Raw genomic sequence first — 15,994 nt, forward strand, 5'->3', positions numbered from 1 at the left:
ATTGTCTGAAAATTGAGTTTAAACGCCGTTTAAACGTTAATTAATTACCAGCGTTGATTGCTGGCAGGATATTTCGAGCTGATTTTGATGCCTTGCAACTTATTACCGTTACCGTCCGTTTTTATTGGTAGGTCTGCTGTCGCTTCTCCAGTGGCTACGAGTTTTAGCCAATCGATAGCATCTTGATAGCGCTGTGATCTGATATCAGGCATTCTTTTCGGTACTGTCGATGTGTACAAGTGATATAGAGCGCAATCCAGCACAATCATTATAATATGGCTATTTCTCTCATCGTCTTGCGCCGAAAATATTGCAGCAACATCATACTTTCCAGATAGGTAATTTTTAACTTGAGAGGTTGCCATCTGTTCTGCAGATTTCAATTTTGTATCAGAATAGTTCTCTAGGAGAATATCTTTTATTTCAGTGCGCACAAGAACGCTGTAGTCTTCATCTTTTAGAAAAGCCATTAGAATCGGTTTTTTTTATTTTTATTAATTTCCTTCCTGCTCGTGGTTTTGAGCGGCGTTTTATTGGTAAGTGCTGCTAAATTCAATTTGCTGATTGCGCTTTGCAGTGCATCCGGTGCATCGTCGTGCGCGCCCGAACCTTTGGCGAAAGCTAGTAGCTGATTGATTAATTCGTGCATATCGGTCGAGCCTTTTTCGGCTTCATTGAACCATACGTTTCCCCGTTCAAAATAACCGGACATACTTTCGATACGGTCAAATTTTCCTTCTTTACTTTTTTTGTCGGCGACTACTGGAATGTACCAGCCAAGTTCATCGCCGACCGTGTCGAAATCGTTGACGAATTCATCTTGGGCGAAAAGTCCTTCAATTAAATATTGAATGTTGTGACCTAACAGGCTTTCATCTTTTACAAATTCATAGAGCCATTTGGCAACGTTGTATTTTGAAGTTTGCCTTACGTAACATTTTAGGACGTGGAATTCTCGACCAATTTTCCCGGCAAAAATCATTGCCTTAAAATCGCCGGCATTTTTGTAGGACAAATCGCCATAGAACATCAAAGCGTCATACAATCGGAACTGTAATCTTGCTTTATACTGGATTTGTTCATTTTTGAAAATCGTACCTTCGATAATATGCACGTGCATATATTCTCGCATAAACGATCTATAAGGTGTAGAAAGATATTTTTGTTGCCAATATAAAGCGGTTGTTTTTTCTGGCCAGTTTGGCTCGAACGTCGTCAAATCTTTAACCGCTGCCACCGTCAAAACGAAAAAAGTGGACTTAATTCCTGCTTCTTTCAATCTTGCTGTTATCAGTTTGAATTCTTCCTTCAGCTGATTAATCAGTGTATTTTTATGGAAGTTATTATTGGCAACTACAAACCGTCTATATTTAGAACCTTCATCAAAAGTACCTTTAGCATCCTCCCATGCAAAATCAAAAAGTTTTTTGGAAAGATCATCGTTGTTTACCCTTTGTCTTGTATCAACATCATCAAAAACGATATAGTCCGGACGCGCATTTCCTTCACGTAAACCTCTTGGAGATTGCCCTGGTGTAGAGGTCATAAATTTAGCACCGTCAGTTGTTGTGAAATCGCCTTCTGACCAGTCTCCAAACTTGAACTTCTTTCCGTAGTAGTGGATAAACTTCTGATTGTTGGAAAGTTCAGCCTGGATATCGGAAATTAATTTCTTTGCTTTTTTGTCTGTCTGACCAAAAAGCAACATAAACTTGAGTTGTCCAGTTACATAGAGAAATAATGGAATTCCTAAATCAATATGAACTGACTTTGCACCAGAACGATATATTTCTGCAAGAACATCACAGACAGGATTTTTAATAATTAAGTCCGCCAGCTTTTTATGATACCACGCGCATTTTACTTTTGCGTAATGTGGAAACATTTCTTCAAACCAGGTGATGTAACCTTTCTCCCAAATAAGTCGCTGAGTTCGTCTTTCTGCAGGAGTTTCGTTTGGATTGAGTCCTGAACCGGTAGTATTATGAATGCCTTTACAGTGCTCATCATATTCGAGGAGCATTTTTTCATAAGCTTTGGTCAGTTTAAAATCGCTCATTATTGTTCTTGCTGAGCTTTATATAAAAGAAACATCTTGTGCCATTCGAGCATTTTGATTGCCTGATCAGGGTCTTGACTAGCCATCCAGGAGTCAAACTCTTTGAACACTGCCATTACAATGTGAGCCGATACTTTGTCAGATAAAAGTTCAATAGCCTTGGTAACGGCGCTGATCGCCTTTACGTCAATTGAAGCTTGTTTTCCATCTGCTAGACCGCTCAATTCGGTCATTAAAACCTTTTTTATATTGTTTGGTCCAGATAAGAATTGACTTCTTTTATCATCCCAGGAGATATCGCCTTGAATTCCTTTGCGCCATCTGCCTATTGTTTGTTCTGTAACGTCGGTAGCGACCGCAATAGATTTTGCGGTCATTCCTTCCTCGACAAACATTCTTTCTGCTAATGCTCTTATCGGTTCATTGTTGACTCTTTGTCCCTTTGCCATTGCTACACTTTTTGGGCAAACTTCCAAAGGTTTTGAATCATTATCTAAAAAAGAGGCAACCCTTGCAGGTAATCTATTAAGGCGTAAATCAGCGAATTATGTTTGTGCTTTCAAATGTGAATTAATAAGCATAAGCCTATGGTTTTCGGAATTAATGAAAATGTTTTAACCGCTTACGGAACTATCTGGGATGGAGATGGACGTGATTTTATCTACTATTTCTCCAAATTAGAAAAAGAACATTCTGATATTACTATCAGATTGCACACGTATGGTGGAAGTGTTTTCGATGGGAATCTGATGTGCAATGCTGTAGAAAGATCAACATCAAACGTTACTATTATTATTGATGGGATTGCTGCCTCGATGGGTGCTGTTTTCATTTTATCTAGCAAAAATGTAAAAATCGTAGATAATGGATATTTAATGATCCACGCACCTTCGAGCGGATCCTATGGTAATGCAAAAGATCACGAATCTAGCGCACAGCTTTTAAGATTTATTGAAGATAACTTCACAGAACGTCTTATTACAAGAACTGGAAAGTCTAGAGCATACGTTGAAAAGTGGCTCGAAGCTGATACCTGGTTTGATGCTAAAACAGCATTACAGGAAGGTTTAATTTCAGAAATTATTCCGGCAACTGTAGAAACTGTTTATCCAGCTTTTGAGCCGGATCTAGTTGGCGAATTGGAATCATACAATATGTACGCTTGTGCATTGCTTTCTACAGTAACGCCACCGCCAGCAAGTTTTCACAAATCAAAACCGAAATCAAATTTTATCGACAACAATATGAAACAACAGTTGATTACTACATTGGCGCTGAGCGCTGTAAATGCACAAAGTTCAGACACAGCAGTACTGGAAGCTGTGCAAGGAAAAATTAACGATCTACAAGCCTCTTTTGATAAAGAAAAGGAAGCGAGAACGAAAGCTGAGAACGATCTGAAAGCCTTTAAAAAGGAGCAGATCAAAGCAATGATTGATGCTGCATCGGCGTCGGCTTCAAAACCATTTACCGATGACGAACGTACAGTGTACGATAATATCGGAGAAAATTCAGGAGTGGAAGCTTTAGCGCACGTTCTGAAAACAACCAATAAACCAGGTTCTCCAAATATTTCTGCACATATCCAAAATGGCACACAAGGAAGTGGTCCAGTTGGTAGAGAAAATTGGGATCTTGACCAATGGCAAAAAGAAGATCCGAAAGGACTGGAAGCTTTGGCAACTTCAGAACCTGAGAAATTCAACACTTTATTTAACGCAAAATATAAAAAATAATGGCAGAACAAGACGGATTATGGTTGGTACCATACATTGAGCCACAACTACTTGAGGAAGCAGTTAATTACAATGACGATTTCATTGCTGCTCTAGGTAAACCCGATGCTAAAGCGATTGGAAAGGATGGTATTTACTTCAATAAACTAAATAACAATGTTGGTTTTAAAGTAAATGCGAGCACTGATTTTACACCCGCACAAATGACAGGTAAGAAAAACATGGTGCCTTGGGACAAACTAGATACAACGCCTACAAATATTACTGATAAGGAAATGAGGGCTCTTGCTTTCGATAAAGAATCAGAGGTAAGGAAAAAGCAGATGGCGGCTTGGAAATTGGGTGTTAGAGGATATACGGTTTCTAAAATTGCTCCCAAACAACACGCCTCTGGGAAAATGCCTGTAATTAGAACCACTGGTGAAGTAATAAATGGTAGAAAAAGATTGAAATCTCAAGACCTTTATAATTTTTATGAAGAGATTGAGGCTTTGAAGCTTGCCGATCCAAATGGATTTCATTTCGTATTAAATTCAACTCACAGAGCAGATTTGATGTATGAAAAATCAAAAACTAGTAACCATTGGGATATTGAATTTGATCCAATTACTGGAAAGGTCAAAAGGTTCTATAAATTCAATTTATGGGAAAATCTTGACACAGCAAATTACACAGCTGAAGGAGTATTAAAATCTCTCGGTTCATTGCCAACTGAAGGTGATCAAAGTGCTTCAGTATTCTTTTATGCACCTAATACTGTTTATCACATAGAAGATCTGTTAGTTCTATATAAGGAGATGAAAACTGATACTCGTAGTGTTGATCCTCAATCCGAAATCAGATTGCATACCTATGGATTATGTGACAAGAAGCAAGAACATGGATTCGGAGCTTTAGTTTCCGATAACGCTTAATCAAAATTATTATGGCTACAAAAAAACAAAAAGAATATGCAGCAAATTTCCTCAAGGAAAATCTTGACGTGAAAGCAATATTTCTGAATCCAAAAAAAAGTGAGTTTTTCACGGATGAGGATTTTGCCAACAATAGTATTGACAAAGACAGGGAAGGGAAACCGAACTGTAAAATCGAAACTTTTAAGCAGAATGAAAAAATAGATACTGCAGGTGACGATGAAATTACCAACCAATAAATTCTAAAAAATGTCAAACTTAAACGGAGTTAATATCAAACGCGGGAAAGTTGGAGCCAACAGACTTGGGAGTGATGATGCTATATCTGGCATCATCATTACAAGTCCGGAAGTTGCAAACTTAGAATTTGACGTTCCGGTTACAGTTTATAATATCTCCGATGTCGAAGATTTGGGAATTACCAAAGATTTTGATAAAAACCAAAATGTGAATGTCTATGAGCATTTGTCGGAGTTTTATAGATTGGCAGGTAACGGTACAGAACTGCACGCATTAGTTGCTGAGCAAGACCAAAAAATGGTTGATCTGCTAGATGCCCCGGCCAAAAAATTACTAATTGCTGCAGGCGGAAAAATCAAGCAACTTGGAATTGCTGTCAATCTTGAATCTACAGCGACCATTACATTGCTTAACGGTTTCCCAGATGATGTGTACAATGCAATTGCAGCGGCGAAAGCTTTGGAAGAATGGTCAGAAGAAAATTTTATGCCAGTGACGGTTTTCATCGAAGGACATCACTATGCTGGTAATGCTGCAAGTTCTGCAGACTTAAGAGATCTTCTTAATCTTTCAGCTGAAGGAGTTGCAGGTCTCGTAATTGGTCAGGATTATGACGTTGCAGCACAAAGAACCGGACACGCTCAGAAATATGGAAATGTTGGAACTGTCCTCGGTGTTACAGCTTCTTGTACAGTGGAGAAAAACATTGGAGAAAACGAGACTAAGAATCTCACCAGCGAAAGCAAAAAGCTTTTGATAAATCCGGCACTTTCCAATCACGTTTTAAATTCTGCTCAATATGCATCCCTTCAAACCTTGGAGGACAAAGGCTACATTTTCGGAGTTACATACACCGGAATGGCGGGCGTTAGATTGAACAATGACCACGTTTGCGCACCAAAAATTCTTGATGATGACAATAACATCAACGAACATACGATTGCTTATGGACGTGTTGGTAAAAAAGCCAGACGAGGTCTAAGAACCGCTTATTTACCAAAAGTAAAAACGACTTGGTTGGTTAATGAAACCACCGGAAAACTTTCTCCAGGAACAGTTGCTTCATTAGAAGAAATTGGAGATAAAGTTTTTGCTGATATGAAAAAACGGGGTGAGATTACTTACGGAAAAACAACTGTTGATCCTGCAAGTGATTTAATTGTTGAAAAAGTTTTGAAAGTCTCTTATGTCATCGTTCCAAAAGGGTCTATCGGAGAAATCACAGGATTTATTAATATAAAAACTCAAATCTAATGAGCGATATCATAGTTAATTCGAAAGCTTATGACAGTGTTGATGTCAAAGTTTTTATTGAGGGTGTGCAACTGAATGTTAAAAGTTTCACATACGGGAACGAGCAGGATACTCAGTTGAATCATACACTTGGAGCCGATGCAACATCCTGGAGCGAAGGCAAAATAACACCATCAGCATCGATGACGGTTCCAATGGTTGATATTATGCCTTTAGAGGTTGCAGCAAAAGGGCAATTGATGAAGTTGAAACCTCTAACTGCAATTATAGAATATGTCAACGAATACAATATTGTAGTCATTGACAGAGTGATTTTCAAATTCAAAGATGAAGGTCGTGATGTTACTGGTGATATGGGTCTCGAAAAACAGTATGACCTATTCGCTTTAAAAGTCGATTTGAACATCGGCGCAAGATCATTATAATCAATCAAAAAATAATAGTATGTCTGTAAAGTACGTATCAGAAGAAGTAAAAGAAGCCTTGAAAAAAGAACATGGCGAAAAATTAAAATCAGTTATTATTCCACTGGATGATGACAGTACAGAAGAAATTGAAATCTTAGTTGTAGTTCCCTCCAGAGCGGTTGCCGGTCAAGCTTTAAGATTCATTAGTTCTGATCCCAAAAAGTATATGGAAATTCTTGTCAAAAACTGTGTAGTCACGGATAAGGAGTTGATAATGGGAGATGATGCACTGTTTTTTTCCACTGCTCCAATGATTGCAGAATTGTTGCCAATTCGCCAGGGAAAGTTTGGGAAAGTTTAGAAAGCTGGAGCGGACTAAACTACAAGGCTGATGGCGACCTATATCTGAAAGCTGATGCCCTAATATCATTTTTTCTACATATTCCTTTTCCAGAGAATCTTGATGATGAAACCTGGTCCATCAAGTGGGCGCAAATTATCTGGTTGGGAGATCAAGGATTGCTGGGATTTAAAGTCAAAGATCAAGTTTAATGGAAACTTCATACATAATCAATTTAGCAGCGAGATATGCAGCAGCATTTGGTGCTATAGCCGTAAGCAATGCTTTAAATAAAGTTGTTGTATTCCAGGATGACAACAAGTATAATATTGAGGTTTATGATGAGGTAGACACAACTTTCGAAGCTGTAGAATTTCAGTTTGACGGCAAAAAAATTCTTTTCAATGGAATGTTGATGGGTGATGATTCCTCAATATTTGCACCGCCACTAATGATGGATTTCGCACGAGAAAAAAATCTTATTGTGACAGATGTAAGTGGCGGTGATGCTGAGGTAATTGAACGCTGGGGAACTCGACCATGGAATATTGATATTAAAGGAATTTTAATTGATACTTCCGGACGGCAATATCCAACCGAAAAAATTGAGGAGTTGTCCAGGTTCTTTGACTACAACAATGTCGTTGAAGTTGTAGGACAGCAGTTCTACGAAAAAAATATTGACAGCATTTATATCAAGTCAATCAATATTACACCATTGGAAGGCTTCACAGATACAGTTCAATTTAGCCTAACTGCTAGTAGCATCAAAGAAGTAACCTGGACACTTTTAAAGCCTAATGATTAATGCCTTACCACTATTATAATATTAATGTTAGAATTACAATAGCTGACAGAATTCAGTTCAATGTTGTTAAATCTATCACGATTGAAAGTAGTATTGAGAAATTATCAGACACGGCAAAACTGGAACTTCCTAGAGAATTCAAAAATGCAAAATTTGATAACAATGGGTTGTCTCTCGAGCGTAAAAATCTCTTGGAATATATGAAGGTTGGTGATTCTATTTTAATCGAAGCTGGTTATGATGGAAATCTCTACACAGAATTTGAAGGCTACTTAACGGATATCGGAGCGGAAATTCCAACAGAACTGGAATGTGAGGACGAAATGTATAAGCTAAGACGTGCCGGAATGCTCAATAAAACCTTTAAAAGTGTTGATCTTAAAACGCTTTTAAAATTCATCGCACCAGGTTACGAAATCGAGGCTTTAGATATGGCACTTGGAAAGATGCAAATAGAACGTGCAACACCGTATAAAGTTATCGAAAAACTTAAATCTGATTATGGTATCAGATGTTTTTTTAAAGGAAAAAAACTCTATGCTGGAATGCTAGTGGACTTTAAACCACAAACTGTTCATCAGTTCAATTTCAAAAGAAATATCAGATCAAGTTCTGATCTGAAGTATAAAACAAAGGAAGGTCGCCAACTTTTTATTAAAGCGGTATCAATGCAAAAAGGCGGTGCTAATAAAAAAGTGACCTATGATTTTGGAACGGCTGGAGAATCTGAAGTATCACTTCACGCTCCAGTAAATCTGAATCAATCTGAATTAAAAGACTGGGTTGAGAAATATTGGAATTCTAAAATTTACGATGGTCTGGAAGGTAGCGTGGATGGCTGGGCAATTCCAAGAACTGAAGTTGGTGACAGCGCACATATTACGGATCCAAATTATCCAACCGGTTACAGAGATGGACAATATTTCATCGAAGGTGTAACAACAACAATTGATGAATCCAGCGGATTCAAAAGACAAAACAAATTATCATTTAAAATCAAATCAAAAAATGAAACGGTTATTCATCCTAACTACGGTCACATTACTGTCACTCCACGCTTGCAAAAGCGCAAAAAATCAACTGCCTCAACAGATGATCCAAGAATCAAGCAATGAGACAAAAACCATCGAAAAAACAATTATCGAGCGTGATACTGTTTTCAATACGAAAACTGACAGCACATTCTATAACGCTTTGATTGAATGTCAGAACGGAATTCCAATTTTAAAAAATCCAACGGTTACCAAATCTGCAGATGCGAAAGTTGATGTTGATGTGATGCTCGACGGCAATCAATTAAAAGTTAAAGCAACAAAAGAAGCTGAACAAATGTTTCTCAAGTGGAAAGAAGAATATACAAAGGAAAATTCCACAAAAGAAACAAAAATTCCCTACCCGGTTTACATCGATAAGCCTGTTCCGTTAGAATTAACCTGGTGGCAGGATCTATGGATTAAAATTGGAAAATTATCGGTTGTCTCTTTCACTTTGTACGCTTTAATAAAGATTCCATGGCTAAGTTTGACGAAACGCTTCTTTCCTTAATAAAAAAAATTATCAGAGATAATCTGATTCTTAACACGGGTGTAGGAACAATCAAAAGTGTTGGTGAAAACACTTGTGTTATTGAAAGGGAAGATCTTCCAGATTTGGAAGACGTTCGGCTAAATTCAATTGAAGGCAACTTTGAAAATAGCTTTTTGATTTTTCCTTCAGTCGGCTCTGAAGTTCTTTTTTTGATGGTTGAAAATGCACCAGAAGAAAATTGCATAGTCAAATATTCAGAGATTGATAAAGTCAAAATAACAGTAGCCGGTGCAAGCTTCGAAATGTCTGCAGGGAAATTTGAGTTTAAAAATGATAATTCGGATTTAAAACAAATATTATCAAAAACCTTTGACCGTTTGAATTCTGCAATTATTACCACACCTAACGGACCAGGGAAGTTTTCACAACCTGACAAACAATTTTTTCTTGATCAAAAAACTAACACAGAAAAACTTTTCAAATAATGGCATTAGACAAACCCACCTTAATACAGGATATCAAAGATATTCAAGATGAACTTAAGGATGAAACTAATTACGAAACTGCAAAACAAAAATTTGCTGAAAAATTAGCTGATGCCATCGAAAAATATCACAAATCCGGAACTGTAGCAATAACCGGAACATCTAACCAGGGACCATTTACCGGAAGCGGAACAATTTCATAAATGAGACAAGATATTCAAATTGACGAAGCTGGAGAACTAATCATTAAAAATGGTGATTTTGTTATTGACAAATCTGACAGGCAGCATGTAGAACACATCACAATTGCCAATCCAGGAGAATTTAAAGAATACCCAAATTTAGGTTTTGGCGCAATCAATAGACTGAAATCTAACGGCGATCAAATGAGGTTTAAACGTGATTTAAAAATACAACTTGGATTTGACGGTTATGAAAATCCAAAAATTGACTTATCAGGAGGCTATGAAAATCTCCAAATTGACATCTAATTATGGAACTACAAAATTATAAACATCACGCTTTTGCGTTTTTAACAGCAGTTAAAAAACCAGCCGTTGCAGTTCCAACTGTTGGAATGATTTCTCTAAGTGATTGCCAATTAGGTATTTTTCTTTTAATCATTCTGATGCTTTTGGATTTCATTACAGGAGTTTTTGCAAGTTGGGTTATTTGGGAGAATTCAAAGGTTGAAAGTAAATTTTGGAAGTACGGATTTACTAGTACACGACTCAGATTGTCATTAGTTAAATGTGTGACTTATTTTCTTTTCATTCTTTGCGCTTTTGGAATTGAATACATTTTTAAGATTAAATCTTGGAAGGCTGAAAATTATACTGAGCATCAAATCACATTAACGCTGATAACAATTGCCATTGCTTGTGCGATTGAATTTTATTCGATTTTCTTTGAGAACTTGCCAAAAGCCGGATTCGATATTGAAACAAAAGTGAAGTTGATTTTTAGCAAATTTAAAAAGGCGGTAACATCGGTAAAAGACTTAACTAATGGCGATAGTTCTACATAATCAATCAATCTTAGATTTCGCAATACAACATACCGGAAGCGTTGCTAATGCTTTTGAAATTGCAAAAGCAAACGGTTTGGCGATATCAGATAATCTAGTTCCGGGAATGGAATTGATTATTCCTGGTACTTCTGAGAATGATACTGATATTTTGAATTATTATACATCAAAAGTAATACAGCCAGCAACCGCAATAACAAATTTAATAGGTGATGGAAGCCCAGAACCACAACTTGAAGGAATTGGCTATTGGATCATCGGTGACGACAATATAGTATCATAAAATGGCAAGAACAATTAATCAGATATCGGATACAATCATTAGTAGAATTAAAGCTGAACCGCTTTTAGCCGATTTGAATTCTACCAGCAAAACATCAGTTTGGCGTTTGATTGTTTACTGCGTTTCTTTCGGCATTTGGGTTTTAGAAAACCTTTTTGACACTCACAAATCAGAGATTGATGATAAAATAGCCAACCAAAAGAAAGGCTCAAAACTTTGGTACAGGAATATGGCGCTGGCGTTTCAGTATGGTTTTGATTTGATAGTAGATACTGATCAGTTTGACAACACCAATTATACACAAGAGCAAATTGATGAATCAAAAATTATCAAATACGCAGCGGTTATTGAATCAGAATCTGAAAGTAGATTAATTGTCAAGGTAGCCACGGAAAACGGTGATGGCGTTTTGTCGCCAATCAACGAAATCCAGAAAACAGCATTTGATTATTATTTTGACGAAATCAATTATGCTGGTGTAAAATATACCATCATCAATTACGCTCCAGATAGATTAAAATTAAATCTAACCATAAAAGTAGATCCAAAAGTCATTGATCTTTCAGGAACTAAAATTTTGATGTCTTCTGCTGATGTGGGGAGCAAACCGATTGAAACGGCTTTGGCGGAATTTATGAAAGAATTGCCATTTGATGGCAAATTAGTCCTGAATGCTCTAGTTGATAAGTTGCAGAAAATACAAGGAGTTGTTAATCCAATTCTAAACTCTGCATCCACAAGCTGGATTGATGTTTCAGCTGGCGGTTACGGAAATATACAAGATGTCTATGATGAAGTTTTACCAGTTTCCGGATATTTCACCTGGTCGCTGGATGATGTGGAATTTCAAACGCTGATTACTTATGTGGTATAATGTAGATGTTAGAAAATTAGCAGTCCTGCTATTGCCTACATTTTTGCGAGGTGCTGTGATGCAAGCTTATTTGCGTGCGATGGTTAAGCCGATTGATGATATTCATTATCAGTTTCTACAGAAACGTAAGGAAAATCTATACATAATGGAGCACAACGGACAAAAATGCTACCTCCGTGCTGCACTGAATGACAGCTTTGATAATGAGCTTAGACGAATTGAAATAGATGACGGAAATCTGTATGATGCTGAGTATATCTACACAGATGCCGAGATAGACTCAAATCCATTTCTCGCAAAATATCTGGATTTGATTCTCTATCAGGATGCAGATTTAGGAGATACGGCGGTCGACTTCTATGTGAGAGTTCCGACCGATATTTTCTACAACGAGTATGAGATGAAATATTTAATTGACTTCTACAAGCTTGCAAGCAAGCGATATTTAATAGTTCCATTATGAACAATATACATTTTAATCAAGACGGTGGTTTTCGCCTTTCAACAAATATTCTCAACGCTGTGCAGGCATCATATAGCTTGTTCAATGCATTGGGTTGGATTGGCGGAAATTTCACAATCATATCCGGATGTGAAGTGACCGGCTCAAATGTGAGTGACGGTGTTGTTTTCATCAATGGAGAAGTGTTCAATTTCAAAGGTGGCAATCTCGGAACAAATGTTATTATCAAAGAGATTATCACAAACTATCCGTTTCAGAACGGCAATGTAAAACCAGTGATTCACGAAAGGTTTGTTGGTTTTGGAACTTCGCTTCCGGAAAACACTTATCTGTGGTCGGATTTCAAAAGATTGTTCCCTACGAAGGATATCCAAGAATTCAAAGAAAATCACAATGATAGAATCACAGCACTTGAAAATAGACCATCCGATAGAATCATTGGCGAGGTAATTCGTTTTGATCAGCCACTGGTTGTGTTACCTCCACCTGGTTGGGAGGACTTTAATCCCATAAATGAGCAAGGGCGTGTTTGGGTTGCAAGATCAACCAGCGATTCTGATTTTGCTCTAGGCTCTACGGGTGGAGCAAAAACACACACTTTAACAGGTTCTCAATTACCATCAAAAACAGTAAATATTGTCGTCAAAGATCCTTACACTGGAAATCAATCAGCAGGTGGTTTTGACGGGAGTAATGACAATATATGGAAAGATCGAACTATTTCGATTAATGTTGGTGGTTCTGATCAAGCGCATAACAACTTACAACCATATATCGGAGTAAGATTTATAAAATATATAGGACTTTAATTTTAAACTAATGGCAGAAACAATAACAGAAAAATCACAATTAAAAGCGTGGTGGGTAACTGGCTCAAAGCCAACACAGGCTCAGTATTATTTGTGGATGGATGCTTACTGGCATAAGTCAGAATCAATTCCTATTACTAAAATTGAAGGTCTGAAAACTTTGATTGAAGGCAAAGCTGATGTTGAAGATTTGGTACATTATGCAAAGGTTGATGCCTCTAACATTGGTATTAATCAAGGAGCGTGGCGTACTGCTCTTGGCATTAATGACATCACACCTCCAGATGTGGATTTGTCTAATTATTACACAATTCAGCAAGTCGATGACTTATTGGATAATGTGACCGTTGATTTGACAAATTATTATACAGCAACACAAACGGAATCTGCAATCACTTCAAAAGGTTATATTACTGGTAGTGCATTGACTGGTTATGCAACCGAAATCTGGGTAACCACACAAACCACGCCAGCCACACAAACAGAAGTTGAATCTTCTACAGGAACTGAGAGCCAACCACTATCAACAGAACCAGCCACTGAAAACAGAAAGTTTTTATCTCTTTTCAACTTTTTTAAGCTGATTAAAAAGTTAAGATACATTCATCTGTTGCCTAATAATGCAACGGCTGTTGCAAATAGGTTGAGAAGTGATGGTAATAATGTGTATTATGCTAATTCTTCAGCTGTGGAAAAAAGATTGGCATATATAGATGAGTTAGCATTGCCAGTAAAAACAATTACAGGAAATACAACGTTGGATAATACATATAATAATAGTTATGTAAGGATTACCGCTAATTGCACAATAACTATAGCTGCTGGCTTAGCGTCAGATTTGAATGTATTTTTCATCGTTGTTGGAAATTATACCGCAACATTTATAAATCCAAGCACAACAGTTTATGCGCCTTTTGGAAAAATTCTTAAGCAGGATTTAAAATGCCTACTTAAAGCAACATCAATGAATAATTTTGATTTAATAGGAGATCTTATTTTATGAACGCTTTAAAACTTTTTTTCGGCGAAAAACCTTTCAGCAAAGGGCTGAAAAGCTATTTAGGTTTTAATGGCAATTTATCGGATTCAGTGATAAAATTACCGACATGGATCAGTAGCGGAACTGTTAGTTTTAATCCGTCTGATTTTAACCAATCGATTATTTGCACCTCTTGTTCTTGCACTAATACATTTCAAAATATGCCGGACAATTATTTTGACATCTGTACAGCAATTTCAGATATACCATTTTCTATCACGGTTAGAATAAAGTTAAGCGAATTTAGGTCAAGTTCTTATCTATTTTGCAACTATGCTTATCCGAACGCTCAATTTAGATTAATCATCAATAATTCCGGACAGATACAATTTTTTAGACATTCGCAATTATCAGACAATGTATATCTGCGTATAATATCTTCGATCAATTTAGTACTCAATAATTATTATACGATTACAATTACTGGGGATGGGTCAAAAAATGGAGTGAAGATTTATATAAATGGAGACAACAGGACAGGAGCGCAAAATGAAGTAGGGACTTACGCCAGAATGTCGCCTTTAAAGGCGGCAACGCTAATCAATGACAGTGCTCTGCTTACAAATCGTCAGTTTGTTGGAGAAATGGATTTTTTTGCATTTTGGCAAAATCGTGAATTGTCCGATGCTGAGGTCAAGATTCTCTACCAAAGAAAATGCGAACTCTTATAAACACAAATGAAATCTCTAAAAACTATTAAAATTTCATAAATGCAACGCAAACAAATGTTACCACCAGAATTAGACGGTTTAGTTTCCTATATAGAGGAAAAAGAAGAAATATTAGCACAGGTATTACTGCCGGAAATAGAAGACTTACCGGATTATGAACAATATCTGCGAGTTCAAGACATCAACATAGCATTGAGCCAAAAGCATCTTAAAATAATTCCTTACAGAGTTTTAATCCATAAAGTAACTCAAAAAGAACTTAAGCTAAATCTACCAGTACCTGACTGGACAAAAAGTGCCAGTGATCTTACATCTCTTATTGATCCGGAAACGGGAGATCGTATTTTGGTTCCCACTCAATATTCAGAATATGTAACGCCAGAACCAACTCAGGAAAATCCAAATCCAGAACCTGTTTTGACTGTCATCGAAACTAAAAATGAACCATACCTGGTACCAATACTGAAGTATCTCATTACCATTGTAGAAAATAAAAAGTTTTTGGAAGCGATGGAGTTGTTTACAAAGCAATTTATTGCTGATGAGCAAGCGGTTAATCCTGATGTATTCACTAAACTCCCGGCACTGTGAAAAATTTGATTTTAGCACTTACAGCTATTTTGCTGTTTCTGATTTTGGAACCGGTATCATTTGTTTACGTGAACTTTTTCAAAGATCGTTTCAATTGGCGTAGACTGAGCGGATATTGGCGCAGTTTTGCCGTTGCTGTAGACAGGTTTGGTAATTACCAATACAGAAGTTTATTTAACCGCTTTCTACGAAATGAGCAAGGTTACGAGTTTGGAGATTTCAGAGAAACGATAAGCAGCGCATTAGGCAAGAATGAGCGAGATGGAACGCTGACTAAGACAGGAATGTTACTGGTTAAAATTCTGAACAAGATAGACCTAGACCATTGCCGGAAATCAATTAATAATTTTGAAATAAGTTAGAATTTACTTAGAAAATCCGTGCCCAGCCAAGCAATTGCTTTGGTGCTGCACGTTAAAAGAATAGGAGGAAAAAACGTCCTCCGCTTTTTAAAAATCTCTGACCAC

The 15,994-nt window shown here is 37.0% G+C and carries 24 protein-coding genes; 21 read left to right on the top strand and 3 right to left on the bottom strand.

Going from position 1 to position 15,994, the window contains the following annotated elements:
• Positions 1-44: 44 nt before the first annotated feature.
• Genes BUA97_RS16100 through BUA97_RS16110 form a run of 3 tightly spaced genes read right to left on the bottom strand, consistent with a single transcriptional unit; the run spans position 45 to position 2,508 of the window.
• Entirely contained in the window at positions 45-470 is a 426-nt protein-coding gene (locus BUA97_RS16100; protein ID WP_073000267.1) for a phage protein Gp36 family protein, read from the bottom strand.
• Positions 470-2,059 carry a hypothetical protein gene (locus BUA97_RS16105; RefSeq protein WP_073000269.1) on the bottom strand — a complete coding sequence of 530 codons (1,590 nt, stop codon included), beginning with the start codon at positions 2,057-2,059 and terminating at the stop codon, positions 470-472. Before BUA97_RS16105 ends, BUA97_RS16100 begins: the two co-directional genes overlap by 1 nt.
• The gene (locus BUA97_RS16110; RefSeq protein WP_073000271.1) at positions 2,059-2,508 is read right to left on the bottom strand and encodes a hypothetical protein; all 450 of its coding nucleotides are present in this window, start codon (positions 2,506-2,508) and stop codon (positions 2,059-2,061) included. Before BUA97_RS16110 ends, BUA97_RS16105 begins: the two co-directional genes overlap by 1 nt.
• A 138-nt stretch (positions 2,509-2,646) precedes the next feature.
• On the opposite strand from BUA97_RS16110, the gene BUA97_RS16115 reads away from it, so the two are divergent.
• The 21 genes from BUA97_RS16115 (at position 2,647) to BUA97_RS16215 (ending at position 15,889) form a co-directional block, all read left to right on the top strand.
• The gene (locus tag BUA97_RS16115) at positions 2,647-3,795 is read left to right on the top strand and encodes a Clp protease ClpP (protein ID WP_073000276.1); all 1,149 of its coding nucleotides are present in this window, start codon (positions 2,647-2,649) and stop codon (positions 3,793-3,795) included.
• Positions 3,795-4,709: a hypothetical protein gene (locus tag BUA97_RS16120; RefSeq protein WP_073000278.1), complete on the top strand. Its 915-nt coding sequence runs from the start codon at positions 3,795-3,797 to the stop codon at positions 4,707-4,709. Before BUA97_RS16115 ends, BUA97_RS16120 begins: the two co-directional genes overlap by 1 nt.
• Before the next feature lie 11 nt (positions 4,710-4,720).
• Positions 4,721-4,948, top strand: a complete 228-nt coding sequence (locus BUA97_RS16125) for a hypothetical protein (protein ID WP_073000281.1) — start codon at positions 4,721-4,723, stop codon at positions 4,946-4,948.
• Between the two features lie 10 nt (positions 4,949-4,958).
• Positions 4,959-6,203, top strand: coding sequence for a DUF2586 family protein (locus tag BUA97_RS16130; protein ID WP_073000283.1), 1,245 nt, complete (start codon positions 4,959-4,961; stop codon positions 6,201-6,203).
• Positions 6,203-6,628, top strand: coding sequence for a hypothetical protein (locus BUA97_RS16135; RefSeq protein ID WP_073000285.1), 426 nt, complete (start codon positions 6,203-6,205; stop codon positions 6,626-6,628). The genes BUA97_RS16130 and BUA97_RS16135 overlap by 1 nt, the downstream gene beginning before the upstream one ends.
• A 19-nt stretch (positions 6,629-6,647) precedes the next feature.
• Complete coding sequence (locus BUA97_RS16140) at positions 6,648-6,971, top strand: hypothetical protein (RefSeq protein ID WP_073000286.1); 324 nt, start codon at positions 6,648-6,650, stop codon at positions 6,969-6,971.
• Between the two features lie 190 nt (positions 6,972-7,161).
• Complete coding sequence (locus BUA97_RS16145; protein WP_073000289.1) at positions 7,162-7,758, top strand: DUF6046 domain-containing protein; 597 nt, start codon at positions 7,162-7,164, stop codon at positions 7,756-7,758.
• Entirely contained in the window at positions 7,758-8,873 is a 1,116-nt protein-coding gene (locus BUA97_RS16150; protein ID WP_073000291.1) for a hypothetical protein, read from the top strand. Before BUA97_RS16145 ends, BUA97_RS16150 begins: the two co-directional genes overlap by 1 nt.
• Complete coding sequence (locus BUA97_RS16155) at positions 8,851-9,303, top strand: hypothetical protein (RefSeq protein ID WP_073000294.1); 453 nt, start codon at positions 8,851-8,853, stop codon at positions 9,301-9,303. The genes BUA97_RS16150 and BUA97_RS16155 overlap by 23 nt, the downstream gene beginning before the upstream one ends.
• Entirely contained in the window at positions 9,270-9,770 is a 501-nt protein-coding gene (locus BUA97_RS16160) for a hypothetical protein (protein ID WP_073000296.1), read from the top strand. The genes BUA97_RS16155 and BUA97_RS16160 overlap by 34 nt, the downstream gene beginning before the upstream one ends.
• Positions 9,770-9,973, top strand: coding sequence for a hypothetical protein (locus BUA97_RS16165; protein ID WP_073000298.1), 204 nt, complete (start codon positions 9,770-9,772; stop codon positions 9,971-9,973). The genes BUA97_RS16160 and BUA97_RS16165 overlap by 1 nt, the downstream gene beginning before the upstream one ends.
• Positions 9,974-10,261: a hypothetical protein gene (locus tag BUA97_RS16170; RefSeq protein ID WP_073000300.1), complete on the top strand. Its 288-nt coding sequence runs from the start codon at positions 9,974-9,976 to the stop codon at positions 10,259-10,261.
• A gap of 2 nt (positions 10,262-10,263) precedes the next feature.
• The gene (locus tag BUA97_RS16175; RefSeq protein ID WP_073000303.1) at positions 10,264-10,797 is read left to right on the top strand and encodes a phage holin family protein; all 534 of its coding nucleotides are present in this window, start codon (positions 10,264-10,266) and stop codon (positions 10,795-10,797) included.
• Positions 10,778-11,080, top strand: coding sequence for a hypothetical protein (locus BUA97_RS16180; RefSeq protein WP_073000305.1), 303 nt, complete (start codon positions 10,778-10,780; stop codon positions 11,078-11,080). Before BUA97_RS16175 ends, BUA97_RS16180 begins: the two co-directional genes overlap by 20 nt.
• A gap of 1 nt (position 11,081) precedes the next feature.
• On the top strand, positions 11,082-11,954 hold the full coding sequence (locus tag BUA97_RS16185; RefSeq protein ID WP_073000307.1) for a hypothetical protein: 873 nt from the start codon (positions 11,082-11,084) through the stop codon (positions 11,952-11,954).
• Positions 11,944-12,417, top strand: coding sequence for a hypothetical protein (locus BUA97_RS16190; RefSeq protein WP_073000309.1), 474 nt, complete (start codon positions 11,944-11,946; stop codon positions 12,415-12,417). Before BUA97_RS16185 ends, BUA97_RS16190 begins: the two co-directional genes overlap by 11 nt.
• Positions 12,414-13,226, top strand: a complete 813-nt coding sequence (locus tag BUA97_RS16195) for a hypothetical protein (RefSeq protein ID WP_073000311.1) — start codon at positions 12,414-12,416, stop codon at positions 13,224-13,226. The genes BUA97_RS16190 and BUA97_RS16195 overlap by 4 nt, the downstream gene beginning before the upstream one ends.
• A 10-nt stretch (positions 13,227-13,236) precedes the next feature.
• Positions 13,237-14,229 (top strand): hypothetical protein, encoded by a 993-nt coding sequence (locus BUA97_RS16200; protein WP_073000313.1) that lies wholly within the window; start codon positions 13,237-13,239, stop codon positions 14,227-14,229.
• Entirely contained in the window at positions 14,226-14,936 is a 711-nt protein-coding gene (locus BUA97_RS16205; protein WP_073000315.1) for a LamG-like jellyroll fold domain-containing protein, read from the top strand. The genes BUA97_RS16200 and BUA97_RS16205 overlap by 4 nt, the downstream gene beginning before the upstream one ends.
• 39 nt (positions 14,937-14,975) lie before the next feature.
• The gene (locus BUA97_RS16210; RefSeq protein WP_073000317.1) at positions 14,976-15,527 is read left to right on the top strand and encodes a hypothetical protein; all 552 of its coding nucleotides are present in this window, start codon (positions 14,976-14,978) and stop codon (positions 15,525-15,527) included.
• Positions 15,524-15,889 carry a hypothetical protein gene (locus tag BUA97_RS16215; RefSeq protein ID WP_073000319.1) on the top strand — a complete coding sequence of 122 codons (366 nt, stop codon included), beginning with the start codon at positions 15,524-15,526 and terminating at the stop codon, positions 15,887-15,889. The genes BUA97_RS16210 and BUA97_RS16215 overlap by 4 nt, the downstream gene beginning before the upstream one ends.
• Positions 15,890-15,994: the final 105 nt, after the last annotated feature.

Source organism: Epilithonimonas mollis (assembly GCF_900142325.1).
Taxonomy (GTDB): Bacteria; Bacteroidota; Bacteroidia; order Flavobacteriales; family Weeksellaceae; genus Epilithonimonas; species Epilithonimonas mollis.